This is a genomic window from Thioalkalivibrio sp. K90mix (genome assembly GCF_000025545.1).
Classification (GTDB): domain Bacteria; phylum Pseudomonadota; class Gammaproteobacteria; order Ectothiorhodospirales; family Ectothiorhodospiraceae; genus Thioalkalivibrio.
In genome coordinates this window covers 935,644-959,998 of the sequence record NC_013889.1, presented here as the reverse complement: position 1 = coordinate 959,998, position 24,355 = coordinate 935,644, and the positions used below count along the sequence as shown (strand labels likewise).

At 65.4% G+C, this 24,355-nt stretch carries 23 protein-coding genes; 17 read left to right on the top strand and 6 right to left on the bottom strand.

Annotated features, from left to right (window positions below):
• Positions 1-52: 52 nt before the first annotated feature.
• From TK90_RS04520 to TK90_RS04485, 8 genes are all read left to right on the top strand, one after another.
• On the top strand, positions 53-739 hold the full coding sequence (locus TK90_RS04520; protein ID WP_012982310.1) for a zinc metallopeptidase: 687 nt from the start codon (positions 53-55) through the stop codon (positions 737-739).
• Between the two features lie 14 nt (positions 740-753).
• Positions 754-1,407 (top strand): class I SAM-dependent methyltransferase, encoded by a 654-nt coding sequence (locus TK90_RS04515; protein WP_012982309.1) that lies wholly within the window; start codon positions 754-756, stop codon positions 1,405-1,407.
• 443 nt (positions 1,408-1,850) lie between these two features.
• Complete coding sequence (locus TK90_RS04510; protein ID WP_012982308.1) at positions 1,851-2,435, top strand: hypothetical protein; 585 nt, start codon at positions 1,851-1,853, stop codon at positions 2,433-2,435.
• A gap of 317 nt (positions 2,436-2,752) precedes the next feature.
• Entirely contained in the window at positions 2,753-4,825 is a 2,073-nt protein-coding gene (locus TK90_RS04505; RefSeq protein WP_012982307.1) for a SulP family inorganic anion transporter, read from the top strand.
• A gap of 95 nt (positions 4,826-4,920) precedes the next feature.
• On the top strand, positions 4,921-5,610 hold the full coding sequence (locus tag TK90_RS04500) for a Bax inhibitor-1/YccA family protein (protein ID WP_012982306.1): 690 nt from the start codon (positions 4,921-4,923) through the stop codon (positions 5,608-5,610).
• 181 nt (positions 5,611-5,791) lie between these two features.
• Positions 5,792-6,772: a D-2-hydroxyacid dehydrogenase gene (locus tag TK90_RS04495; protein WP_012982305.1), complete on the top strand. Its 981-nt coding sequence runs from the start codon at positions 5,792-5,794 to the stop codon at positions 6,770-6,772.
• Positions 6,759-7,001 carry a SlyX family protein gene (locus TK90_RS04490; protein ID WP_012982304.1) on the top strand — a complete coding sequence of 81 codons (243 nt, stop codon included), beginning with the start codon at positions 6,759-6,761 and terminating at the stop codon, positions 6,999-7,001. Before TK90_RS04495 ends, TK90_RS04490 begins: the two co-directional genes overlap by 14 nt.
• A 2-nt stretch (positions 7,002-7,003) precedes the next feature.
• Entirely contained in the window at positions 7,004-7,756 is a 753-nt protein-coding gene (locus tag TK90_RS04485; protein WP_012982303.1) for a class I SAM-dependent methyltransferase, read from the top strand.
• A 33-nt stretch (positions 7,757-7,789) separates the two neighbouring features.
• Here the strand turns inward: TK90_RS04485 and TK90_RS04480 are convergent, their stop codons facing one another.
• Positions 7,790-8,350: a ubiquinol-cytochrome c reductase iron-sulfur subunit gene (locus TK90_RS04480; protein WP_026148099.1), complete on the bottom strand. Its 561-nt coding sequence runs from the start codon at positions 8,348-8,350 to the stop codon at positions 7,790-7,792.
• Between the two features lie 131 nt (positions 8,351-8,481).
• On the opposite strand from TK90_RS04480, the gene TK90_RS04475 reads away from it, so the two are divergent.
• From TK90_RS04475 to cyaY, 3 genes are all read left to right on the top strand, one after another.
• Positions 8,482-8,754 carry a hypothetical protein gene (locus tag TK90_RS04475; RefSeq protein ID WP_026148098.1) on the top strand — a complete coding sequence of 91 codons (273 nt, stop codon included), beginning with the start codon at positions 8,482-8,484 and terminating at the stop codon, positions 8,752-8,754.
• Between the two features lie 205 nt (positions 8,755-8,959).
• Positions 8,960-9,352, top strand: coding sequence for a DUF423 domain-containing protein (locus tag TK90_RS04470; RefSeq protein ID WP_012982300.1), 393 nt, complete (start codon positions 8,960-8,962; stop codon positions 9,350-9,352).
• 97 nt (positions 9,353-9,449) lie between these two features.
• The gene (gene cyaY, locus TK90_RS04465) at positions 9,450-9,773 is read left to right on the top strand and encodes an iron donor protein CyaY (RefSeq protein ID WP_012982299.1); all 324 of its coding nucleotides are present in this window, start codon (positions 9,450-9,452) and stop codon (positions 9,771-9,773) included.
• 296 nt (positions 9,774-10,069) lie between these two features.
• On the opposite strand, the gene TK90_RS04460 is transcribed toward cyaY, so the two are convergent.
• The 5 genes from TK90_RS04460 to TK90_RS04440 form a co-directional block, all read right to left on the bottom strand.
• On the bottom strand, positions 10,070-10,477 hold the full coding sequence (locus TK90_RS04460; protein ID WP_012982298.1) for a hypothetical protein: 408 nt from the start codon (positions 10,475-10,477) through the stop codon (positions 10,070-10,072).
• 127 nt (positions 10,478-10,604) lie between these two features.
• Positions 10,605-11,633 (bottom strand): thioredoxin fold domain-containing protein, encoded by a 1,029-nt coding sequence (locus tag TK90_RS04455; RefSeq protein ID WP_012982297.1) that lies wholly within the window; start codon positions 11,631-11,633, stop codon positions 10,605-10,607.
• Between the two features lie 21 nt (positions 11,634-11,654).
• Positions 11,655-12,944 carry a serine--tRNA ligase gene (gene serS, locus TK90_RS04450; RefSeq protein WP_012982296.1) on the bottom strand — a complete coding sequence of 430 codons (1,290 nt, stop codon included), beginning with the start codon at positions 12,942-12,944 and terminating at the stop codon, positions 11,655-11,657.
• Positions 12,945-13,030: 86 nt separating this feature from the next.
• Complete coding sequence (gene crcB, locus TK90_RS04445) at positions 13,031-13,447, bottom strand: fluoride efflux transporter CrcB (protein ID WP_012982295.1); 417 nt, start codon at positions 13,445-13,447, stop codon at positions 13,031-13,033.
• Complete coding sequence (locus tag TK90_RS04440; protein ID WP_012982294.1) at positions 13,444-13,839, bottom strand: CrcB family protein; 396 nt, start codon at positions 13,837-13,839, stop codon at positions 13,444-13,446. The genes crcB and TK90_RS04440 overlap by 4 nt, the downstream gene beginning before the upstream one ends.
• A gap of 139 nt (positions 13,840-13,978) precedes the next feature.
• On the opposite strand from TK90_RS04440, the gene TK90_RS04435 reads away from it, so the two are divergent.
• The 6 genes from TK90_RS04435 to TK90_RS04410 all read left to right on the top strand — a co-directional run bounded on the left by TK90_RS04435 (position 13,979) and on the right by TK90_RS04410 (position 24,218).
• Entirely contained in the window at positions 13,979-16,687 is a 2,709-nt protein-coding gene (locus TK90_RS04435) for a cation-transporting P-type ATPase (RefSeq protein WP_012982293.1), read from the top strand.
• 121 nt (positions 16,688-16,808) lie between these two features.
• Positions 16,809-18,083 carry an IS256 family transposase gene (locus TK90_RS04430; RefSeq protein WP_012981820.1) on the top strand — a complete coding sequence of 425 codons (1,275 nt, stop codon included), beginning with the start codon at positions 16,809-16,811 and terminating at the stop codon, positions 18,081-18,083.
• 244 nt (positions 18,084-18,327) lie between these two features.
• On the top strand, positions 18,328-20,010 hold the full coding sequence (locus TK90_RS04425; RefSeq protein ID WP_012982292.1) for an NADH-quinone oxidoreductase subunit L: 1,683 nt from the start codon (positions 18,328-18,330) through the stop codon (positions 20,008-20,010).
• A 1-nt stretch (position 20,011) separates the two neighbouring features.
• Positions 20,012-20,764 carry a hypothetical protein gene (locus tag TK90_RS04420; RefSeq protein ID WP_012982291.1) on the top strand — a complete coding sequence of 251 codons (753 nt, stop codon included), beginning with the start codon at positions 20,012-20,014 and terminating at the stop codon, positions 20,762-20,764.
• Positions 20,761-23,895, top strand: coding sequence for a DUF2309 domain-containing protein (locus tag TK90_RS04415; protein WP_012982290.1), 3,135 nt, complete (start codon positions 20,761-20,763; stop codon positions 23,893-23,895). Before TK90_RS04420 ends, TK90_RS04415 begins: the two co-directional genes overlap by 4 nt.
• Positions 23,892-24,218, top strand: a complete 327-nt coding sequence (locus TK90_RS04410) for a P-II family nitrogen regulator (protein WP_012982289.1) — start codon at positions 23,892-23,894, stop codon at positions 24,216-24,218. The genes TK90_RS04415 and TK90_RS04410 overlap by 4 nt, the downstream gene beginning before the upstream one ends.
• The last annotated feature ends 137 nt before the right edge of the window (positions 24,219-24,355 follow it).

The following is a 24,355-nucleotide window of genomic DNA, read 5'->3' as shown; positions in this document are numbered from 1 at the left end:
GGATTCACGCGGACGACTTCCCCTGGAGGGGAAGTCGCGCCATGATGAAGGCATGCGACTGCTGATTCTGCTCGCACCGCTCGTGCTGCTCCTGGCCTGGGCCCCGAGCTGGTGGGTACGCCAGACGATGAAGAAGTACAGCCAGCCGGAGGACCGCTACGACGGGACCGGCGCAGAGCTGGCGCGTGATCTGCTGGATCGCCATGGCCTGCAAGACGTGCGTGTCGAATCCACCCGCGACGGCGACCACTACGACGCCTTTGATCGCGCGGTACGGCTGTCGGAGGACAACCACGATGGCCGCTCGCTCACCGCAATCACCGTGGCCGCGCACGAAGTGGGTCATGCGGTGCAGCATGCTCAGGAATACCCGCCCCTGCGCATGCGCAGCAACCTGGTCTGCCTTTCCCGTTACGGCCAGCAGATCGGGGCCTGGCTGATGGTCGCAATCCCCGTGATCACTCTAATCGCCAGGCATCCGGCGCCGGGCATCCTGTTTTTCCTGGCCGGGATCCTGTCGATGGGGCTCGCCGCGCTGGTGCACTTCGTCACCCTGCCCACCGAATTCGACGCGAGCTTCCGCCGGGCCCTGCCCATGCTCCGCCGGGGCAATTACCTGCACCCGCCGGACTACCCGCATGCCCAGCGCATCCTCAAGGCCGCGGCCTATACTTACCTCGCTCAGTCCCTGATGAGCCTGTTGAACATCGCGTCCTGGTTCCGCTTCCTGCGCCGTTAGGGAAACACTGACGCATGGCCCGATGTCCGTTGTGCGCCAGCCTTCTGCACCCGTTCTTCAGCCGCGGGGTGCGTGATCCCTCGCCCGGGGGTTACCAGCGCTGTCGCCATTGTTCCCTGATCGTCCTCGAGCGCGAGTACTGGCCCACACCCAACTTCGAGCGCGACTACTACCAGACGCACGAGAACCGCCCGGATGATGCCGGATATCGGCGCTTCCTGGGCCGCCTGCTTGCGCCGCTGGAGGCGCACTGTCCACCGCCAGCACAGGGCCTTGACTGGGGCTGTGGCCCTCATCCGGTACTGGCGGACATGCTGCGTGCGCGGGGCTATTCCATGCAGGCCTTTGATCCGGTTTTTGCGCCCGACCGCCCGCACGCCGGCGAATGCTTCGATCTCGTCACCTGTACCGAGGTCCTCGAACACCTGCATGACCCGATCGCCACACTTGCGGGGATGGCCGCCCTTCTGCGCCCCGGCGGCACGCTGGCGATCATGACCGGCTGGCCGCCTCCCGCGGCGGCCTTTCATCGTTGGCACTATCGCCGAGACCCCACCCATGTGGCCTTCTACGGGCCCGACACCCTGCGCTGGATCGCCGCGCATCTTGGCTGGGAGATCCACCTGACGGCGCCGGACATTGCGCTTTTCGGAACCCCACGGCCCTAGGGAGACGCTGATTGAATCGCACGTCCGCGTTGGTGCCCCCTGTTTTCCGAGACAAGGCGCGTCGTGCAGCGGGTAGTGGTTCTACCCACAAGCGGCGCAACGCAGGATCGGGGAACAGGGGGCACCAGCCCCACCAGCCATTCAAAGCAGGGGCTCGGCCGCCCGTTGTTGATCAAAAACGGGCGCGCGCACAACGTTGCGGTTCCCTTGTGCAGAATGACTGCACGGCAGTCACCGCGCCTTGTTCGCACGCAAAAGCGACTCGAGCGCGGACGCGCGATTCAATCAGCGTCTCCCTAGTCAGCGTCTCCCTAGAGCGTCGAAAAACGAGAAGCCTGCAACGAAAACCGGGGTGCCCCGGAAACGCACGCTCGCGCCTGTTAAGCTGTTGTTAAGTCGCCACGCACTAAGCTTCCCACCGTACTTTCATGAGGAGAATTGTTATGACGAACCGTTCCCGGCCTCTCGCCGGTTTGATTGCCGCCGCCGCGCTCGCGCTCGCCAGCCCGCTGGTCATGGCCCAGGGCATGGGTCAGGAAGGCATGGGCCAGCAGGGACAGCAGCAAGGCGGTGCCGACCCGCAAATGGAAATGCAGCAACTGCAGCAGACCCTGGCCGAGACCCAGCAGCAGGCGATCGAGAACAACCCCGATCTGGAACAAAAGGGCGAAGAGCTTGAAAACCTGGTGCTCAACAAGATGGAAGAGGCCGGCTATCAGCCGCGCCAGGATCTCGAGACCCTGGAAGGTGCCGAAGAACGCCTGCGCGACCCGGACCTGAGCGCCGAGGAACGCCAGCAGGTAATTCAGTCCGAAGACGTCCAGCAGGCGCAGATGAACCTGCAGGAGGCCCAGCAGGCCGTGGCGCAGGACGAGGAGATCATCTCCGCTCAGGAATCGCTGCGTGAAGACCTGATGGCCGCGATGCGCGAAGAGAATCCGGACATCGATGATGTCATCGCGCGTCTGGAAAACCTGCAGCAGGAAATGCAGCAGGGCGGCAGCCCGGGCATGGCACCCCCGCAGTAAGCCACGCCGAAGCATACGCCGAAAGCCCCGGTCACCGTTGGTGACCGGGGCTTTTTTGTTTGAACCTCGACGGTCCATCACGCCCCGTTACATTTCTTATGCTCTATATGTCGCATTGAATACCTTTGATAGAAGAAAATAAGCCAACCTTCTATAATCTGCGCTCCCCTGACTGCGCCCGGCCCAAGCCCGGGCCAGACATGGCTGCCAATCACGTGACGACGGCCCTGGCAGCCATACGGCCCGGGTGCGCCGGGCACGCGGGATCGCTCGACTAGCCGTCGTCTTCGTCACGAACAGGCCAAGCGAGTACCGCCATGAATTCGATCCTGCTGCGCATCTTTCCGTTCCTGAGCTGGCGCCCCACCAAGGAAACGCTCAACGCGGATCTGATCGCCGGGATCTCGGTGGCCCTGGTCCTGATTCCGCAATCCATGGCCTATGCGCAGCTGGCCGGCCTGCCTCCGGTATACGGGCTCTATGCCTCGCTGCTGCCGGTGATGGTGGCCGCGCTGTGGGGTTCCTCGAATCAGCTCGCTACCGGCCCGGTCGCAGTGGTATCCCTGCTGACGGCATCGGCCCTGGTGCCGCTTGCGGCCGAGGGCTCCTCCGAATTCATCATGCTGGCAATCGCACTGGCCCTGATCGTGGGCGTGATCCAGCTGGTCATGGGCCTGTTCAAGCTAGGTGCGCTGGTCAGCTTCATCTCCCACCCGGTGATCGTCGGTTTTACCAACGCCGCCGCGATCATCATCGGGCTGTCCCAGATCAACAAGCTGCTGGGGGTCCCGATCGACACCTCCGGCCACTTCCTCCTGGGTCTCTGGGGCGTCGTACTGGAACTGGGCCACACCCACTGGCCCACCCTCGCCTTTGGCCTGGGCGCGATCGCGCTGATGGTTGGCATGAAGCGCGTCACCCCGAAGATTCCGGGCGTGCTGGTCGCAGTGGTCGTCACCATCCTGATCTCCTGGCTGATCGGGTACGAGCGCAAGGCCGACACGACGCTGGCTCAGATCGCACCGAGCGAGCTGGTCGAACTCGCCCAGCAGATCGAAGAGAAGCGGTCGCAAGCGGCCGATCTGGACGACCGCGTGCGCGAACTGGAAGTCGAGATCCAGGAGGCGGCCCGCGGCGATGCGCCCGCCTTGCGCTTCCAGCAGGAGCAGGCCGAACTGCAGCGCGATGAACTGCGCGCCGAGCTCGTCCCGCTGCGCGACGAGTTGCGCAACACGACGTTGCGCCGACTCCCGGCGACGGACGACGAACCCGAGCGCTTCATCGCCGATGATCACTTGACGGACGCCGAACGCGAACGCGCCGAGCGCACCGCGTGGCGGATCGAGCGAGTGGACGGCGACGAGGTCTCGCTGAATGGCGGTGGCGCTGTGGTGGGCAACGTACCCCAGGGCCTGCCATCGATCACCGCGCCGGAGATCACCTTCGGGACGATCACCACGCTCCTGACTACGGCCTTCGTGATCGCGCTGGTCGGCTTTACCGAGGCCATTGCGATTGCCAAGGCCATGGCCGCGCGCACCGGCCAGCGTCTCGATCCGAGCAAGGAGCTGATGGGACAGGGCCTGGCCAACATCGCCGGCGGCTTTACCCAGGGCTACCCCGTCAGTGGTTCGTTCTCGCGCTCGGCGGTCAACCTGAATTCGGGTGCCCGCACCGGTCTGGCGTCAGTATTCACGGCCGTGATCATCGGGATCGCACTACTCTTTCTGACGCCGCTGATCTATCACCTGCCGCAGTCGGTGCTGGCGGCGATCATCATGATGGCGGTGGTCGGACTGATTAACTTCAAGGCGATCAAGCACGCCTGGGTGGCCAACAAGCATGACGGGGCGGCCGCGGTGGTCACCTTCATCGCCACCCTGGCGATGGCTCCGAACCTCGACTACGGCATCCTGATGGGCGCCGGTCTGGCGATCGTGCTGTACCTGTACCGCACCATGCAGCCGCGCGTGTGCGAACTGGCCCGCTTTGAGGACGGGACGCTTCGCGAGGCCCAGCGCTACGGCCTGGAGACCAACGAGAAGGTCGGCCTGATGCGCTTCGACGGCTCGCTGTACTTCGCCAACGTCCCCTACTTCGAGGACGCGGTACTCGACCTGATTGCCCGCCACCCGCAGGCCAAGTATCTGATCGTGGTCGGCAAGGGCATCAACGAGATCGACGCCTCCGGCGAGGAAGTGATCCACCAGCTGGTCCACCGCCTGAAGGCGCGTGGCATCACCCTGGTGTTCGCCGGCGTGAAGGCACAGGTCCTGGAGGTCATGCAGCGCACCGGACTCGAGGACATCATCGGCAAGGACAACATCTTCAAGTCCACCGACCATGCGGTGAAGGAGATCTCCGAACGCGTGGGCGAACCGATCAAATGATGGCGAAAGCCCGCGCCAAGGACGGCGAAAAGGGCTGCAACCACCGACGTCAGTCGCTACACTGAGCAGGCTACGAACCCAAGAGGAGTTGACCCGTGTCCCGAGACCAGATCGTTCGCTCGAGTCGCAACCCGTCCAGTACCGGTTCCATCAGCGAGACCATCTCGACCAACAAGGTCATCCGACAGACCTACATGCTGCTGTCGGTCACCCTGGCGTTCAGCGCGGTGATGGCCTTTGTGGCAATGGCCGTGGGCGCCCCGGCGGTGCACTGGCTGGTCCTGCTGGCCGTGCTGATTGGCGGTCCGTTTGCCATCCATGCCGCGCGCAATTCCGCGCTCGGGCTGGTGCTGACCTTCGCCTTCACCGGCGTGTTGGGCTTCTTCCTCGGCCCGATCCTGAGCATGTACCTGGGCCTGCCCAATGGCCCGCAGATCGTCGGCAATGCCTTTACCGCCACGGCGGTCGCCTTTGTCGCGCTGTCCGGCTACGCCCTGGCCACCAAGAAGGACTTCAGCTTCCTGGGTGGCTTCCTGGTGGTCGGCCTGATCGTCGCCCTGCTCGCGATCGTCGCCAACCTCTTCCTGGCGATCCCGGCGCTGTCGCTGACCATCTCGGCGGCCGTGGTGCTGCTGCTGTCGGCGGCGATCCTGTTCGACACCAGCCGCATGATCCACGACCCGGAGGCCAACTACATCATGATGACGGTCTCGCTGTACGCGAACCTCTACGTGATGTTCCTCCACCTGCTGAACCTGTTCCACGCCTTCATGGGCGACAACTAACCGTCGCAGGCTGACAGGCAAGCGATTCGGGCCCCGCGATGCGGGGCCCTTTTGTTGGGAAACACTGATCAATGTACACGCTCGCGTTGGCACCCCAGGTTTTCCGAGGCAAGCCGCGTCGCGCCGGGGGTAGTGCTCCTATCCGCAAGCGTCGTAACGTCATTTTCCCTTGGTAACCGCCATGACTGAACTGCGACACGGGGTATTTCTCGACCTGTCCACGGTGGATCGTGACGACCTGGACCTCGCCCCCCTGCGCGAGGCCCTCCCCGAGTGGGATCTGCACCCGCGCACAGAGGCAGATGACATCGCCGCCCGCATTGCGAATGCCGAGGTGGTGGTCACGAACAAGGTGGTACTGGACGAGTCACGTCTGGGCACCGCCGCAAACCTCAAGCTGGTCTGTGCCGCGGCCACCGGCACCAACAATATCGATGTTGCCGCTGCAAACCGGCTGGGCATCACCGTCAGCAACGCGCGCGACTACGCAACGGACTCCGTGGTACAGCATGTATTTGCCCTGCTGCTGACGCTGGTCACGCGGCTGGACGACTACCGCGCCGATATCCGCGCCGGCCACTGGAGCGCCTCCGACCAGTTCTGCCTGCTGGACCATCCGATCCGGACCCTGGCTGGCATGCGCCTGGGCATCATCGGCTACGGCGTACTGGGGCAGGCCACGGCACGCGTCGCCCGGGCCTTCGGCATGCAGGTCCAAGTGGCCGCAAGCCTGCGGAAGGCAGTGCCCTCGCCCGCGGATGACGCGTATCGAATCCCGCTGCCGGAGCTGCTTGCGACCAGCGACGTGGTCAGCCTGCATTGCCCGCTGTCGCCCGAGACGCGCAACCTGATCGATGACAACGCTCTGCGGCAGATGCCACCGGGGGCAATCCTGCTCAATACCGCCCGGGGCGGTCTGGTCGATCCCGAGGCCCTCGCACGGCATCTGCACGAGGGACATTTGGGTGGTGCCGGCATCGACGTCCTGGAGCCCGAGCCCCCACCCGCGGACCACCCCCTGCTGGCAGCGGACATCCCGAACCTCGTGCTGACCCCGCATACGGCCTGGGCGGCTCGCAGTGCCCGCCAGCGCGTGATCGAGGAGATCGCGGCCAACATCCGCTCTTTCGCCCAGGGACAGCCCCGCCATGTCGTCAGCTGATCCATCCCGCACCGACCACGAACTCATCGCGCGGATCGAGGCGCTGGAGGTTCGCCTGGCCCATCAGGAGTACACCCAGGAAGTGCAGGCTCGCGTCCAGCACGCGCTACAGCAGGACAACCAGGAACTGCGCCGCCAGCTCCAGTGGCTCCGCGACCGGTTGCGGGAACTCGAGGACCAGGGTGGCAGTCCTGGAGCCGACAACGAGCCGCCTCCGCCGCACTACTGACCGTGACGCTTCAAATCCGCGCAGAACCCGGGCAGGAGGCCCGAGCCGGGGAGATCGACCGCGACCTGCAAGCCCATGGCTATCGTCACCTGGGCGCACCCCTGGTACTGGAGGTCGGCGCGGACGGGCTGTCGCTGATCCGCGAGGAGGGCCGGCGCGAACTGCGTCTGCATCTGGACTTTGCCACCGGCCGTCAGGGGTATCGTCTGGCGCACAGCGGGCGCCAGCGAGAGGGCCTGATCCGGGCCATGGGCAATATCCCGCGGGACAGCCATGTGGTAGACGCCACGGCGGGCCTGGGGCGCGATACGCTGCTGCTGGCCGCGCACGGCTTCCGCGTGGACGCCTGGGAACGCCACCCGGTCGTCTACCTGCTGCTGGCGGATGCCCTGCAGCGCGCCGCCCATGACGAGGCGCTGGCCCCGATCGTCGAGCGCATCACGCTGCACGCGGGCCTGGCCGCGCCGGGCACCCTGAGCACGCCGCCCGTCGCCGCCGTATTCGATCCCATGTTCCCGGAGCGGGCCAAGCGCGCCGCGGTCAAGAAGGACATGCAGCTGACCCAGGCCCTGATGGAGGGCGACCCGGATCCCGAGCCGGAAACCACACTGCAGACGCTGCGCAACGCGGCCACGCGACGGGTCGTCGTCAAGCGGCCCCTGCATGCCCCTGCCCTGGGTCCCGACACGCCCCAGGGCAGCGTCAGGGGCAAGAGCGTGCGTTTCGACGTCTACGCACCCACCGCGCAATCCTGAATCCGGGCCGCGGGACCCACGCCCGCCTCGGGATTACGAACCACCCAGAATCAGCCGGTCGTCTCCAGAGAAGCGATACTCGGGGATGGACAGGTTGCGCCGGGCATCCTGCCCGTCATACACCCGCCCGGCGGCGTCGTAGCGACCGCCACGGCAGCGATCGACAAACCCGCCGGACCAGCCATCGGCCTCGTCCGGATGAACCAGATCCAGCTCGCAGCCGAGATCGGTGCTCTCGCCGATCACCACCAGCCACTGTGGCCGCAGGCTGCGCAGTGGCAGCTCCAGCCCGTCCGGCTGCTGACCGCGACGGGCGCGCGGATCCACCAGCTCATCGTCCTTGCCCAGCGCCTGCTGCAGGTCGGAATCACGGTGCAGAACAAGGATGCGCCGGCCTTCCCAGTCCAGTCGCTTGAGCTCGCCGGGCCCGATCCCATCCAGCTCCACGATGCGACGCTCGCTCTCCCCACCCCCCAGCACGGACAGCGCGTAACTCCCCAGCACACCGGCAAACACGATCACAGCCCCCAGCACCATCAGCTTCAGCAGAGCGCGGATCCGCATTCGATTCAGGCTGTCGCCCGCGGGCTGTATCATCAGGTCTCCACCAATAACGAAATGTGCTTTGCGGCTGGCCGGCGTGCCTCTACACTACGCGGATGACTACAGCCAGACGCTCCGGAAGCCGCCACTACGTCGGCATCCACAATGACTTGTACGGCGGCATGACGCCGGTCGGCAATATTATCCGCGATGCCTGGGTTTTCGGCTTCCTGCCGGAGACCGAGACCTGCGAGGGCTGGGACCTCGGCCGCATCCAGCAGCTGCACGACCAGGTCAACGCCGAATGGGACAAGTACGACCTGCGCATTGCCAACCTCCCGCCCGATCTGCGTGAACGCCACACGCGCATCCACGATGCAGCGATCGCGCGGGCCCGGGAACACGGCTGGGTGCCCGGGCAGGACTACGATAGCGACATGGGCGACGACGCCTAGGGAAACACTGATCGATGTACACACTCGCGTTGGTACCCCACAAACCATTCAATGCAGGGGCTCGGCCGCCCGTTGTTGATAAAAACGGGCACGCGCACGGCGCTGCGGCTCCCTTGTGCAGAATGACTGCACGGCCGTCGCCACGCCTTGTTCGAACGCAAATGCGACGAAGCGGCGAGCGTGTACATCGGTCAGTGTTTCCCTAATGCCGGGCACGGAAAGCGAACCGCTGATCCGCGCACTGATCGTAATCGCGGCCCTGCTCGCCGCGATCGCGGTCGTGCTCGGTGCGTTCGGGGCACACGCTCTGCAGGACCGGCTGTCCGAACGCGCGCTGGCCACCTGGCACACCGGCGTCCAGTATCACTTCATCCACGCCCTCGCCCTGCTCCTGCTGGCGGCGCTGTGGGCGCACCTGGCCACCGGCTGGGCCACCGCCAGTGCCGTGGCCTTCGTGCTCGGCATCCTGCTCTTTGCCGGCAGTCTGTATGCCCTGGCCCTGGGGGCCCCGCGCGTACTGGGCGCCATCGCGCCACTGGGCGGCACCGCCTTCATCCTCGGCTGGGTGGCCCTGGCGATCGCCGCCTGGCGAGCATAGGAAGACGTTGACCCCGTCCGGAACGCCGACATCGCTTCATTCAGCGCTTCCTCCTTTATACTGCCCGCGCCAAAGCATCGACCGAACCGAGAGACCCATGAGCCAGCCCTCCTTCGCCGTATTTGCCGAACAGACCCTCGACGAGATCTACAACCGCCTGAGCGACCAGGACGGTCTCGACGACCTGGACATCGACCTGATCGACGGTGTCCTGACCCTCGAGTTCGAGGACGGGGCGCAGATGATCCTGAACCGCCAGGAGGCCGCACAGCAGATCTGGCTGTCCTCGCCCGAGGGACCGGCCCACTTCGGCTACAACGAGGACGAAGATGCCTGGCTGGATGACCGTAACGGGGACGACCTGCACGAGACCGTGGCCCGCGTGATCGGGCAGAAGCTGGGCGTACGCGTCGAGCTCTAGGGAGACGCTGATTTAATCGCACGTCCGCGCTCGAGTCGCTTTTGCGCGGGAACAAGGCGCGGTGACTGCCGTGCAGTCATTCTGCACAAAGGAGCCGCAACGCCGTTCCCGCGCCCGTTTTTGATCAACAACGGGCGGCCGAGCCCCTGCTTTCAATAGCTTGTGGGGTTGGTGCTCCCTGTTCCCCGATCCTGCGTTGCGCCGCTTGCGGGTAGAACCACTACCCGCTACACGACGCGCCTTGTCTCGGAAAACAGGGGGCACCAACGCGGACGTGCGATTAAATCAGCGTCTCCCTAGTCCCGGCCCGACCGGCCGTCTTCACTCTCTTCCGACGGCGCCTCCGGGGATCCCTCCTCGTCCAGCGCCCGCAGGTGGGCCTCCAGCTCCGCCAGCACCGGGTGCGGCCGGTCCTCTTCCAGCGCGTTATCCAGTGCCCGGGTCGCCTCCAGCGCCGCGGGGTCCCCTCGCAGCGGCATGCGCGCGATCCCCAGCGCCAGCATCCGGAACTGGCGAAACACCAGGTAGCTGACGGTCGCGGTAATTAGTGCCGCCCACATCTGCTCCTGGAACCACAGCCAGACGGCGATGCCGTAGCCACTGAAGGTCAGCACGAAGATCCCCAGCGCGACACGATGGGCACGGGCCACAATGCCCTCCAGCACATCGCGATTGCGCAGGACGAAGTCACGTTCGAAATGCATGCAGTTCGGTCCTCGGCCGCCAGGGAAACACTGATTAATGCGCGCGCCCATTCTTGATAACAACGGGCGGCCGAGCCCCGTGGGGTACCAACGCGAGCATGTACATTAGACAGTGTTTCCCTTACGGCTATGGTTGCTGGGCGCGCCAGCGTTCGAAGGTCGGATAGTCCTCGTAGCCGCGCGTGAGCACATAGTCCATCACGTTGCGCAGCCGGTTCAGGTGCACGACCGAGTCGATGCGGATGATCTCCTCGCCCGCCTCGTCAAAGAAGATCAGCGTCGGCGCCCAGTGCACATCGAGTTCCGCCGCCCAGTCGCGCGGATTGGTGCGCTGACCGTCCGGGGTCAGTACCGGCGTGTCACTGTCCTCGGCGTCCAGCTGGACGGCATCCATCAGGGCGATGCGGTCCAGCACCTCGTCTTCCTGCAACGGCTCGGTGTGCAGGATATCGCAGGCATGGCAGGCCTCGCGCTCGAAGAACACCACCAGGGGCCGTTGAGCGGGAATTCTGCTGCGATCCAGCGCATACGGCTCGTTGATGAAGAAGTCGCGCTCGTTGATGTCGTCCGTGTCGAACTTGGGCGGGGGATCGGCGCGGTCGAGATAATCACGGAAACTCATCTCGCGGTCGTGGCGCTCGGTCACATAGTCGAGCAGCGCGCGGAAGCGATACGGCGGGTAATAGCCCCGCATTTGGTGAATGCGCTCGCCGTCAGCATCGTAGAAAGCAATTGAAGGTGTAAAGTTAAGCCGTTGTTCAGAAGCATATTCGCGTTCGAACCGGACCTCGCCATCGAGCCCCGTGACCTCGCGGTTTCCGAGCACGTCGATCGCCACCACGTCGAAATTGTCCGACAGCTGCGCGCGAATGTCCTCCTTCTCGAAATTCACCTCGAACAGCTGTTCGCAGTACGGGCAGTCGTCCATCCCGTAGTACACGGCCAGGCCCTGCTTGCCGCGCTCCACGGCGCGCTCCAGGTCTTCCGGCAGATCGAGAAAGCTGAGCTCGAACCAGTCCGGGGTGTGCAGGCCGATGATGCGCGGCGCATCGTCGAAATCGAAACCCTCCTCGATCTCGGCCTGCGCCCACAGCGGCCAGCACAGCAGCAGCGCCAGCAGGCTGGCGATCGCGACTGGCTTTCCGATTGGTTTCACACCCACTCCGTCTGAATCAACTTACTGTTCAGACGGCGGCTTCAGCAACGAGGTTCCACCGAGATAGGGACGCAGGCGTTCCGGGATCGCGATCGAGCCATCCGCCTGCTGGTGGTTCTCGAGCAGGGCGACCAGCGCACGCCCCACCGCGACGCCGGATCCGTTGATGGTATGCACCAGCTCGGGCTTGCCGCCCGCCTGCGGACGGAAGCGTGCCTGCATGCGCCGCGCCTGGAAGGCCTCGAAATTGGAGCACGAGGAGATCTCGCGGTAGGCCTGCTGGCCCGGCAACCAGACCTCCAGGTCATAGGTGCGCGCCGCCGCAAAGCCCATGTCGCCGGTACTCAGCAGCATCACGCGGTAGGGCAGCTCCAGCGCCTGCAGCACCGCCTCCGCATGCCCGAGCAGCTCTTCCAGGGCCGCCTCGGACTGCTCCGGATGCACCACCTGCACCAGCTCCACTTTCTCGAACTGATGCTGGCGAATCAGGCCGCGCACGTCTCGGCCATAGCTGCCCGCCTCGGAGCGGAAGCACGGGGTGTGGGCGGTCATCTTCAGCGGCAGCGCACCGGCCTCGAGGATCTGCTCGCGCACCAGGTTGGTCAGCGTGACCTCGGCGGTCGGGATCAGCCGGAAGCGCTGGTCGCAGTCCACCGAGAACAGATCCTCGTCGAACTTGGGCAGCTGACCCGTCCCCTCCAGCGACTCCGGATTCGCCAGGTACGGGACATAGGTCTCCTGGTAGCCGTGCTGCTGGGTGTGCAGGTCGAGCATGAACTGGGTCAACGCCCGGTGCAGACGCGCCATCTCGCCACGCATCACGACAAAGCGGGAGCCGGCCACGCGTACCGCCGCCTCGAAATCCAGCCAGCCGCCGGGCAGGCCCAGATCCACATGGTCGCGGGGCGCGAAATCGAACTCGCGCGGGGTACCCTCGCGGCGCAGTTCGACGTTCGACGCCTCGTCCTTGCCAACGGGCACGTCCTGCTGCGGCAGGTTCGGGATGCGCATCAGCAGCGCGTCCAGTTCCTGCTGCACCGCCTGCAGATCGGCCTCGCACTGCTTGAGCTCGTCACCCAGACGGCCGACCTCGGCCTTCAGGGGCTCGATATCCTCGCCCCGCGCCTTGGCCTGCCCGATCCCCTTGGAACGGGTGTTGCGCTCGTTCTGCAACTCTTGCGTGCGCACCTGCAGGGCTTTCCGCCGTGCTTCCAGCGACTCGAAGCGCTCGCGATCAAGCTCAAAGCCGCGGCTGGCCAGCGCCGCCACGGTCGCATCCAGATCCTGGCGCAGACTGCGAATATCCAGCATGTCGGTCATCCGTTCACAAACGACGGGGAAGTCTACGGTCGCGGCCGCGCCCCGTCCATGGCCGGCTCTGTCAGGCCCGCGCGGCCTCAGCCGCGTGATGCAGCGGCATTCCAGCGACGCCCCTGCGTGCTGCCCAGCCACACGCCCGCCAGCCACAGCACCAGAGACACGGACACATACAGCACCGCGCGTCCGGGATCGCCCGCCTCGAACAACCACAGGCTCTCCAGGCTGAACACCGAAAACGTCGTAAAGCCCCCGCAGAAGCCGGCCAGGACAAACTGGCGGGTCACCGGGTCGGCGGGCCGGCAGCCCTCCGGGGCACTGATCACGGCGTAAAGACCGATCAGCCAGGACCCGGCCACATTCACCGCCAGCGTGTCCCAGGGAAACCCGGTGGCCATCAGGTGCAGCCCGGTCCACGACAGGCCATAGCGCGCCATGCTGCCCAGCGCGGCGCCCAGGGCGACGAACGCGGACAGGCGCCACGAATACCCCGTCATGCCGCACCACCCACGACACGGCCCAGCGCATGGCCGATATACACCAGCGCCAGCCCGCCACCTAGTGTGAGCAGGACGTAGACGATCGCAGGGCGCGGGCCGTCCCGTTTCGCGACTCCCACCGTCTGCAGGCTGAACGAGGAGACCGTGGTGAAACTGCCGAGCACGCCCACGACCAGCAACAACCAGAGCCAGGACGCGCCCGAGGGATCCACCACCAGCCCAAGCGCTACGCCAATCAGCAGCGCGCCCGAAGTATTCACGGCCAATGTCCCCCACGGGAAATGGCCCCCGGTGCGGCTGTCGATCCACTGCGACAGCCCGAAGCGCGCCAGCCCCCCCAGCGCGCCCCCTGCCCCCACCAGCAAAAGTCCCTCCCACCACGCGATCATGCCGGCATTGTCGGTGCCCCCAGTCGGCCTGTCGAGCGATCGCACTCGGTACGCGATACACCCTGACAACGCGTCCGCCCCGGCGCATGATGAGTACACACCAGAACACGGCCATCATGGTCATGCATCAGGGAAACGCATGAGCGAACGCGAACGTCCCCGCAACTGGCACAGCCTGACCATCGCCCAGGTCCTGGATGCCCTGGGCAGCGATGCCCACGGGCTGGATGCCGACGCCGTGCGCCAGCGGCTGGAAGAACACGGCTACAACCGCCTGCCCCAACCCGCACGCCGTGGCCCGCTGCTGCGCTTTCTGGCGCAGTTCCACAACGTACTGATCTATGTACTGATCGCTGCCGCCCTGGGCACGGCCTTTCTCGGTCACTGGCTGGATACCGGCGTGATCCTCGGGGTGGTGCTGATCAACGCCATCATCGGCTACATCCAGGAAGGCAAGGCGGAGAAGGCGCTGGACGCCATCCGCCAGATGCTCTCGCCGCGTGCCCAGGTGCTGCGCGACGGCCAGCGACGCAGCGTCCCGGCGGAAGAGCTGGTCCCCGGCGACATCGTCTATCTGCAGGCGGGCGATCGCGTCCCGGCGGACCTGCGCCTGATCGGGGCGCACAACATGCGCATCGACGAGGCCGCCCTGACCGGTGAGTCGGTGGCCAGCGACAAGCAAACCGACCCGGTGGAGGCCGAATCCGACCTGGGCGATCGCCGTTCGATGGCCTACTCCGGCACGCTGATCGCGTTCGGCCAGGGGCGCGGCGTCGTGGTCGGCACCGGGGCCGATACCGAGATCGGCCGCATCTCCACCCTCATCGGCGAGGTGGAGACCCTGACCACCCCGCTGCTGCGCCAGATCGCCCAGTTCGGCCGCTGGCTGACGGTAGCCATCGGCATCCTGGCGGCGGCAACCTTCGCCTTCGGCTACTGGGTGCGCGACTACGACCTGGTGGAGACCTTCCTCGCCGCGGTCAGCCTCGCGGTCGCGGCCATCCCCGAGGGCCTGCCGGCGATCATGACCATCACCCTGGCGATCGGGGTGCAGCGCATGGCCGCCCGCCACGCGATCATCCGCCGCCTGCCGGCGGTGGAGACTCTCGGCTCGGTCACCACCATCTGCTCGGACAAGACCGGCACCCTGACCCGCAACGAGATGACGGTGAAGAGCATCATCACCACGCAGGCGGAGTACGCGCTGGGCGGGGTGGGCTACGAGCCACACGGCGGGATCACCCGCGGCGGCCAGGAGGCCGACCCGGAGTCCGATCCCCTGCTGGCCGAGACCCTGCGTGGCATCCTGCTGTGCAACGACGCCGAGGTCTATCTCAAGGACAACCAGTGGACCATGGAAGGCGACCCCACCGAGGGCGCCCTGATCGCCGCCGCCATGAAGGGCGGCCTGGAGCCGAAGGAGATCAATGAGCTCTTTGTGCGGGACGACGTGATCCCCTTCGAGTCGTCCTACAAATTCATGGCCACCCTGCACCACGATCATGAAGGGGGCGCCTTTCTCTTTCTCAAGGGCGCGCCGGAACGGGTGCTGGCCGTTTGCAGCCACCAGCGCACGGCCGACGGCGACGAGCCGCTGGACGCCGAGCACTGGCAGCAGTGGATGGATGGCGTCGCCGCGCGTGGCCAGCGCCTGCTCGCCCTGGCCACGCGACGCATGGAGAACCACCGCCGCGAGCTCGAATTCGCCGACGTCGAGGATGGCGGACTCACCCTGGTGGCCGTCTGCGGGATCATCGATCCGCCGCGCGAGGAGGCAATCGAGGCGGTGGCGCACTGCCAGGAGGCCGGTATCCGCGTGAAGATGATTACCGGCGATCACGGCGTGACCGCACGCGCCATTGCCGATGAACTGGGCATCAGTACCGAGGGCGGCGTAGTCGTCGGCCACGAGCTGGAAAACAGCTCGGACGACGACCTCAAGGCCATGGTCCGACGGGTGGATGTATTTGCCCGTGCCACACCGGAGCACAAGCTGCGCCTGGTACAGGCCATACAGAGCCACGGTGACGTGGTGGCGATGACCGGCGACGGCGTCAACGATGCCCCCGCGCTCAAACGCGCCGATGTCGGCGTGGCCATGGGCGTCAAAGGCACCGAGGCCGCGCGCGAGGCCTCCGAGATGGTGCTGGCCGACGACAACTTCGCCTCCATCGCCAACGCGGTCGAGGAAGGCCGCACCGTCTACGACAACCTGAAAAAGGCGATCCTGTTCCTGCTGCCCACCAACGGCGGCCAGGCCTTCACCATCGTCGCTGCGATCCTGCTGGGGCTCACCCTCCCGCTAACCCCCGTGCAGGTCCTGTGGGTGAACATGGTGACCGCCGTCACCCTCGCGCTGGCCCTGGCCTTCGAGCCGACCGAACCCGGCACCATGCGCCGGCCGCCGCGCCCGCCCAACACGCCCCTCCTTTCGGGCTTCCTGATCTGGCGCGTAGTGTTCGTCTCCGCGCTGCTGGTCGCCGGCACGTTCGGCCACTTCCTGTGGCTGGAACAACAGGGCGTCCCGGACGACTTTGCCCGCACCGTCGCCATCAACACCCTGGTCATGGGACAGCTGTTCTTCCTGTTCAACAGCCGTTACATCCTGGAACCGGCCCTCAACCGGGAGGGCCTGCTCGGCAGCCGTCCGGTCCTGATCGCCGTCGGCGTACTCGTCGTGCTGCAGGGCCTGTTCACCTACGCCCCGCCACTGCAGTTCCTGTTCGGCACCACCGCCATCGGGGCGGAAGAATGGCTGCGCATCCTCGTCTTCGGGCTGATTCTCTTTGCCCTGGTGGAGCTCGAGAAGGCCCTGTTGCGCCGCAGGGGCTTTAACCCGCACCAGTAAAGGAGCCCCGCCCCAGCCACGAGTTACTGTCAAAAGTGGTGTACGGGGGGATTGAGGAAGGCGGCGTATCCGGCTGGAATGGAAGTGCGACCAACCAGCCAGCCAGAGGAGATACGCCAACATGGCTCACGATACGACAGAGAACCCGAACGGACCAGAGGACCCGTTGACCGATCTGCTGCGCCGCGGGGCGCGGGATCTGATCCAGCAAGCGGTGGAGGCAGAGTTGCGGACGTTCATGGAGACCTACGCGGAGGATCGCATGCCGGACGGTCGCCGGGCGGTCGTACGCAATGGCTATCAGCCCCAGCGCCGGGTTCAGACCGGCATCGGCGATGTACCGGTGCAGGTGCCGAAGACCCGGGATCGGTCCGGCGGTGGCCGGCACTTCACGTCGAGCCTGCTGCCCCCGTATCTGCGCCGGGCGCGCTCGGTCGAGGAGCTGCTGCCCTGGCTCTATCTCAAGGGGGTGTCCTCGGGCGACTTCCAGGAGGCGCTGAGCGCGCTGCTGGGCGAGCAGGCCCAGGGGCTGTCGGCCTCGACACTGGGCCGCCTCAAGCAGCAGTGGCTGACCGAGCACGCCGAATGGCGCGAGCGTGATCTCCGCGCCTACCGCTACAGCTACTGGTGGGCGGACGGTATCCACTTCAACCTGCGCGGGGAGGACGACGAACGCGCCTGTGTGCTGGTCATCATCGGGGTCCTGCCCGACGGGACCAAGGAGTTTGTTGCCCTCGACGACGGGATGCGCGAGTCCGAGCAGAGCTGGTACGAACTGCTGGTGCGCCTGCGGGATCATCAGGGCCTCGCGAACGGCCCGAAGCTCGCCATCGGCGATGGCGCGCTGGGCTTCTGGAAGGCCCTGGCCCGGGTCTACCCGGACACCCGCCGCCAGCGCTGCTGGGTCCACAAGACCGCCAATGTGCTGAACCGGCTGCCCAAGCGCAGTCAGCCCAAGGCCAAGTCCGCCTTGCAGGCGATCTGGATGGCCGAGACCCGCGCCGACGCCGAACAGGCCTTCGACGCCTTCCTGACCGCCTACGGCGACAAGTACCCGAAAGCCGCCGAGACGCTGGCCAAGGACCGGGAAGACCTGCTCGCGTTCTACGACTTCCCAGCCGCGCACTGGCAGTCGATCCGGACCACCAATCCGATCGAATCGACCTTCGCCACCGTGCGGCTGCGCACCGACAAGACCCGGGGCTGCGTGACCCGCAACACCGTCTTGAGCCTGACGTTCAAGCTCGGTCAGAGCACGCAGAAGCGCTGGCGTCGGCTCCGGGGTTACGAATGGCTCGACAAGCTCGAGCGCGGGGTCAAGTTCATCGACGGCATCGAGCAGACCGAACCGACCAACGACGAGGCATCCTCCATCACCGACCGGAGCGCCGCCTGAACCCGCCATCGCTCATACACCAGACTTGACCATAACTCCCCAGCCACCGCCGCCAGCAACTGGCTCACGCCGGACCACCCGCCGAGGCCCCGTACGCCTCCCGTGACGAAGGGCCAGACTTTGCAATCGGCCCTCTTGTTTTGTATCCAGACGGCGTGTTTTTGGGTGTTTCTTTACCTATCATCCGGTAGATCGAAGTCAACACCCCGACGGTCAGTCAACAGCGCCAACCAAGGTCAACACAATGATCGAGACGCAGTGGCTGATCCCTCTCCTTCCCTTTCTCGCGGCGCTACTGGTCCATTTGTTTGGTGCCCGGCTGGGCAAGCGCGTCGCGCAACTGAGTGTCGGCCTCAACCTGGTCGTGGTGCTGGTGGCCGCTTTCCAGCTGACTGCCTATATCGTCAACGACACAGGGCCCCAATGGGCTGGCCTGGCCGGCGGCCTGGGCAGTCTGCAGATCGATCCGCTGAGCGCGATCATGGCGCTGGTGGTCGCCGGCATCAGCCTGGTGGTCCACATCTACTCGATCCGCTACATGATCGAGGAACCGGGGTACGCCCGTTTTTTCATGCTGCTGGACCTGATGACCGGCTCGATCCTGCTGATGGTGATGGCCGGCGACCTGATCACCCTGCTGGTGGCCTGGCACCTGATCGGCGTCTTCCTGTATTTCCTGCTGGCGCACAACACCGAACCTCTCAACGCGCAGCGCTACGCCTTCTGGACGTTCATCACCTATCGCCTGGGTGATCTGCCGCTGGTACTGGCCGCGATGGTGCTGTTCCAGGCCTACGGCGCGCTGGACTTCCCCACCCTGTTCGCCCGCATCGAAGCGACGCCGGACGCCCGCACGTTCCTGGACCTGCCGGTCGCCGGAACCGTGGCCTTCCTGGTGGCATTGGCGGCCTTTGCCAAATCCGCGCAGTTCCCACTGCACACCTGGCTGCCCTATTCCATGGAGGGTCCGACGCCGGTTTCGGCATTGATGCACGCGGGTATCGTCAACGCGGGTGGCATCATCATCAATCGCTTCGCACCGGTATTCGTCCACAGCAGCGAGGTCCTGCATCTGCTGTTCATCGTGGGTCTGCTCACGGCGATACTCGGCTCGATGCTGATGCTCGCCCAGAACGACATCAAGAAGTCGCTCGGCTATTCCACGGTGGGTCAGATGGGATTCATGATCATGGAGACGGGCGCCGGCGCGTTCGCGCTGGCAATCTTCCACCTGATTGCCCACGGACTGTTCAAGGGCACCCTGTTCCTCGGTGCCGGCAAGGTGATTGGCGCCGCACGCAAGCACGACGGCGTGCCCAACGACCCGCTCTACGATTTTCTGGTCGAACGCAAGCCGGCCCCCACCCGCCTGCCGTGGCTGCTGATCGGTGCGGCGATGCTGATCGTGCCGCTGGTGATTCTGGTGCTGGCACATGCCTGGGTGGCCCCGGACTTTTTCCAGAAACAGGGCGCGATCGTGCTCCTGTTCTTTGGCTGGATCACAGGCGTTCAGGTGCTGTTCGCCACGCACCGGCTGGATACCGAGAACCCATTGCGCATGATGGCCCTGATCGTGCTGTCGTTCGCGGTGATCGTGATCGGTTACAGCTTCATCGGACACAGCTTCGAGAGTTTCCTGTATCCGGATGCCGAGTTCCGCGCAGCGCTTTATGCCGCCGCGGGCATTGATCAGATCACCTTCGGTGTGCTCATCGTGCTGCTGGCGCTGGTCATGGTGGCCGGCTGGCTGGGTGCCTACCTGACCCATGTGCGCCGCCAGCGGGTCGACAGGGAACATGGACGCACCTGGCTGACGCTGTACGCGCTGTTCTCCCGCGAGTTCTATATCGCAGACCTGTACCACCGCATGACGGTCTCGATGCTGGCGCTGTCCCGGCGCCTGAACATCTGGCTGAGATGGGGTTGAGATGTCCGTTCTGCTGATCTTCCTCGCGGCTGTCTTCCTGCCACTGTTCCCGATGAGCCTGGTGTTCAATGCTCTGGCCGCGCGTATCACCAGCACCTACGTGCAGGTCTTCCTCTTCGTTATCTGGCCGCAGATCGGCGTCGCGATCATCCTTTGGGGTGATCTGGCACCGGCCCACGGACTGCTTATCGCCTGGGCGGGCCTCAGTGCGATCCTGTACGCCTTTCGCCTGCTGACCATACGGGAAGTCGGGCGCTGGGCGGCCATGCTGGCCAGCTCGGCCTGGCCCTTGGTATGGCTGTTCGTGATGCAACGGCCGACTGATGCCAACGTGATCGGCTTCGCCCTCGCGATGACAGCCGCCCCAGTGCTGATGCTCCTGGTACGCGATGCGCTTGCTCGACGGCTGGAGTCGGCCTATACCGGACTGCATGGCGGATTGGCCCGCGACCTGCCGCGTCTGTCGGGCGTGATCGTGGTGACCACGCTGGCAGCCATGGCCCTGCCACTGTTCCCGGGCTTCTTTGCCCTGCTGGCGCTGCTGGGCAGCGCCACGCCCGGGATCGCCCTCGGGGTGCTGCTGACCTGGTTGCTGTGGAGCTGGGCGGGAGCGCGGCTGCTGCAAGGCACGGTGTTCGGCCCACGCAGCGGCCCCGTCGCCGAGGACCTGTCGGCCACCACGACATGGGCCTTCACCAGCCTGTTGGTATTGCTGGTGATATCCGGCCTGCTGTGGACTGGAGGTGCCCTGTGAAGCTGACGCTAGGACGCAAGCTCAAGATCCGCTCGATGGTGCACATGGCGGCCGAGCCCATTCCCAACTTCTGGCCCATGCGCACCTTCATCCATCACAACCCGCTCCACGGGCTGGAAGACCTGCCGTTCCCTGAAGCCATCCAGCGCGGTGAAGTACTGTTTCACGGGCGGGGGTTCCTGCCCCGGGCCGACTACCAGCGACTGTTCCGCGAGGGCCACGTGGACCGCGACACCCTCGAGACGCGCGTCGAGGCCGCCCTCGAGAACCGCCCGGCCCTCCAGGCGATCGGCGGGATCGACCTGCTCTGCACGCTGCTGACTGGATATCATGATCCGGTCATCACACCGCGCACGCTCGCCGATGTCGACGACGTGGCGGCCGCCCTGAACGGTCGCGAACACACCCCCTCTGCGACCGATACCGGGATACTCGCCGAACGGCTGCATGCCGCCTTTCCGGTCATACAGCCGCTCTACGAGGCACTCGATTCGCTGTTCGGCACACGTATCGGCACCACGCTGGACGAACAGCTCACCAAGATCTGCCTGGATTACTTCGACGAGGGTCAGTCAGCATGGCAGATGCCCGGACGCGAGCACGGCCTGTTTGCCGCATGGAAGACGATCGTCCATCACCACCCGCGCCTGCTCCTGCGTGGCCAGCACACCCAAACGATCCTGGCAGACCACGACAGCCCCGAGGCGATCATCGCCCATGTCCTGGACGAGATCGGCATCCCCGAAGAGGCCTGGCCCGATCTGATCGTGCGCGAACTGACCCGCCTGCACGGCTGGGCCGGCTTCATCCGCTGGCGCTCGACGGCAAACCACTATCACTGGGCACGCGAGCATCCGGCCGACCTGATTGATTTTCTCGCCATCCGTCTAGTGCTCGGGCTGTCCCTGATTCGCGAGCACAGCCGTCGCCACAAGATGCCGGGCGACCGCAAGGCCCTCGAAACACTCCTCGATGAGCGCCCCGCCGAGTGCTACCTGCGCCGCGAGTTTTTCGGCGGCGAGGTACTGCCCGTCTACGCCGAGACCGTTGAGGCCGTCATTGCACGCGGCAAATCCAACGAGATCGCCCGGCAGCTGGACCAATACCTGCCGGCCAAGCGCCGCGCCGAAGGCCGCGACCAGGCCCGTGCCCTCGGCTCGCTGGCCTCGCTTACTGGCAATCCGTCGCTGTTTGCCGATCTCGATCGTAGCCAACTCGCCGCAGTGCTTGAACAGCTGGGCGACTTCGAGCAGCACGAGGGTATGGTCTGGCTGGAAGCCATGGAGGCGACCTACCGCCGCAGCGTGCTGTCAAGCCTGCGGCTCGAACCGCCCGCGCCGCGCGCGAAACGCCCGTTCGCGCAATTGCTCTTTTGCATCGACGTACGCTCCGAACGCGTGCGCCGTCAACTCGAGACCATCGGCGACTACCAGACCTACGGCATTGCCGGCTTCTTCGGCGTCCCGGTGAGCTTCATCGCGCTTGGCAAGGGCAGCGAGGATCACCTCTGTCCGGTCGTCGTTACACCCAGGAATGTCGTACTGGAAGTCACCACCGGTGGCGAGCCGCTCGACCTCGACCTGTACTCCTCGGCCGAGCATCTGCTGCACGACCTGAAGAACTCCGTTCTCTCGCCGTACTTCACCGTCGAGGCCATTGGCCTGCTGTTCGGCTTTGACATGATCGGCAAGACCATCGCTCCGGCGGCCTACCATCGATGGCGCGACAGGATCGAAGCGGATCAGCCCTCGACCCGTCTGATGGTCGACAAACTCACCCGCGAGCAGGCGGACTCGGTCGTTCGCGCCCAGCAACGGGCCATCATCGTCCAGGCCATCCACCAGGCGTTCGACATCGAGCGTGAAGCCATCACCGATGCCATGATCCGCGAGCTGCGCGAAACGGCATTGGGCCACTGCAGCGGACAGACCCATTTCGCCCGCGACTTTGGCCTGAACGAGCGTGACGAGTCGGCTTTCATCAAGACCTTGCAAGATGACTACCGCATCAACCGTTCCTATGCGCAGATGCAGCTGGAGCGCCTGGGCCGGATCGGGTTTTCGCTGGACGAGCAGACCTATTTCGTTGCCCAGGCGTTGCGCTCGATCGGCCTGACCGAACAGTTCTCGCGCTTCATCATCCTCACCGGCCATGGCAGCCGGTCGGACAACAACCCCTACGAATCAGCGCTCGACTGTGGCGCCTGCGGAGGCAGCCACGGGATCGTCAGCGCCCGGGTACTCGCGCACATGGGCAACAAGCCGGAGGTGCGCCGACGGCTGCGTGCCCAGGGCATCGACATCCCGGATGACGCCTGGTTTCTGCCGGCCATGCACAACACCACCTCCGACGAGATCCGGCTGCACGATCTCGACCTGCTGCCGACCAGCCACCTGGTCTACCTCGAGCGCCTGCGCAACGGCCTGCGCGCCGCCACGCGCCTCGTTGCCCGCGAGCGCCTGCAGGCCCTGGACCCGGACCGCGAGCCAGCCCCGGATGCTGTCAAGGCCGCGCGCAAGGCACAGCGCAATGCGGTCGACTGGGCGCAGGTACGCCCCGAATGGGGTCTGGCGCGCAATGCAGGCTTCATCATCGGCCGACGGCACCTGACCGAGACAACCGATTTGAAGGGACGCACCTTCCTGCATTCCTACGACCACCGGGTCGACCCCAGGGGCCGATTGCTGGAAAGCATCCTCACCGGCCCGCTGATCGTCGCCCAATGGATCAACATGGAACACTACTTCTCGGCGGTCGACAATGAACACTACGGTTCAGGCAGCAAGGTCTACCACAACGTTGCCTGTCGCATCGGGGTCATGACCGGCAACCTGTCGGACCTGCGCACCGGGCTGCCCGCGCAGACCGTGCACTACAACGGTTTGCCCTACCACGACCCGATCCGTCTGCTGGCCCTCATCGAGGCGCCGCTCGCGCACGCGCGCCGGGCCATCGAGAACGTGCCCAAGGTGCGCAGCCTGATCGCGAATGGCTGGGTGCAGTGCGTCGTCCTGGACCCCGAAACCGGCGGACTGCACCGATACGTCGACGGCAACTGGCACGACGAACCCCTGCCCAACACCGCGCAAGGCGCAACCGATCGACCTGCTGAGGAGGACCACCCTGCATGAACGACCTGAATCTCAAACCACTGAAAAAACTCGAGATCATCCTCGAAGGCGAACACCAGGCCTTCGCCACCGATCTGCTGGACCGCGCCGGAGTGAAGGGTTACACAATCATTGGCAACCTCTCCGGCAAGGGCAGTCAGGGCTTCCACGAAGGCCACTTGATGTTCAACGAGGACGAGGTGCTGATCATGATCATCGCCGCGATCCCCGAAGAGCTGGTCGAGCCGATCCTCGAAGGGTTCACGCCCTTCTTCAACCAGCACAGTGGTGTCGTCTTCATCTCCGACATCCAGGTCAGCCGTCTGGTGAAGTTCAAGGGCTGAAGGCGGTGATTTCATGCCCGGGAACGCAGCGCCCGACCCCCTGTACACGGGTAGCGGGTACTGACCCGGTCACCCCAGCAAACAGGCCCTGAGTCCCCAATCGCTGTTTAGCGCCGGGATCATGCGCCCCTGTACCC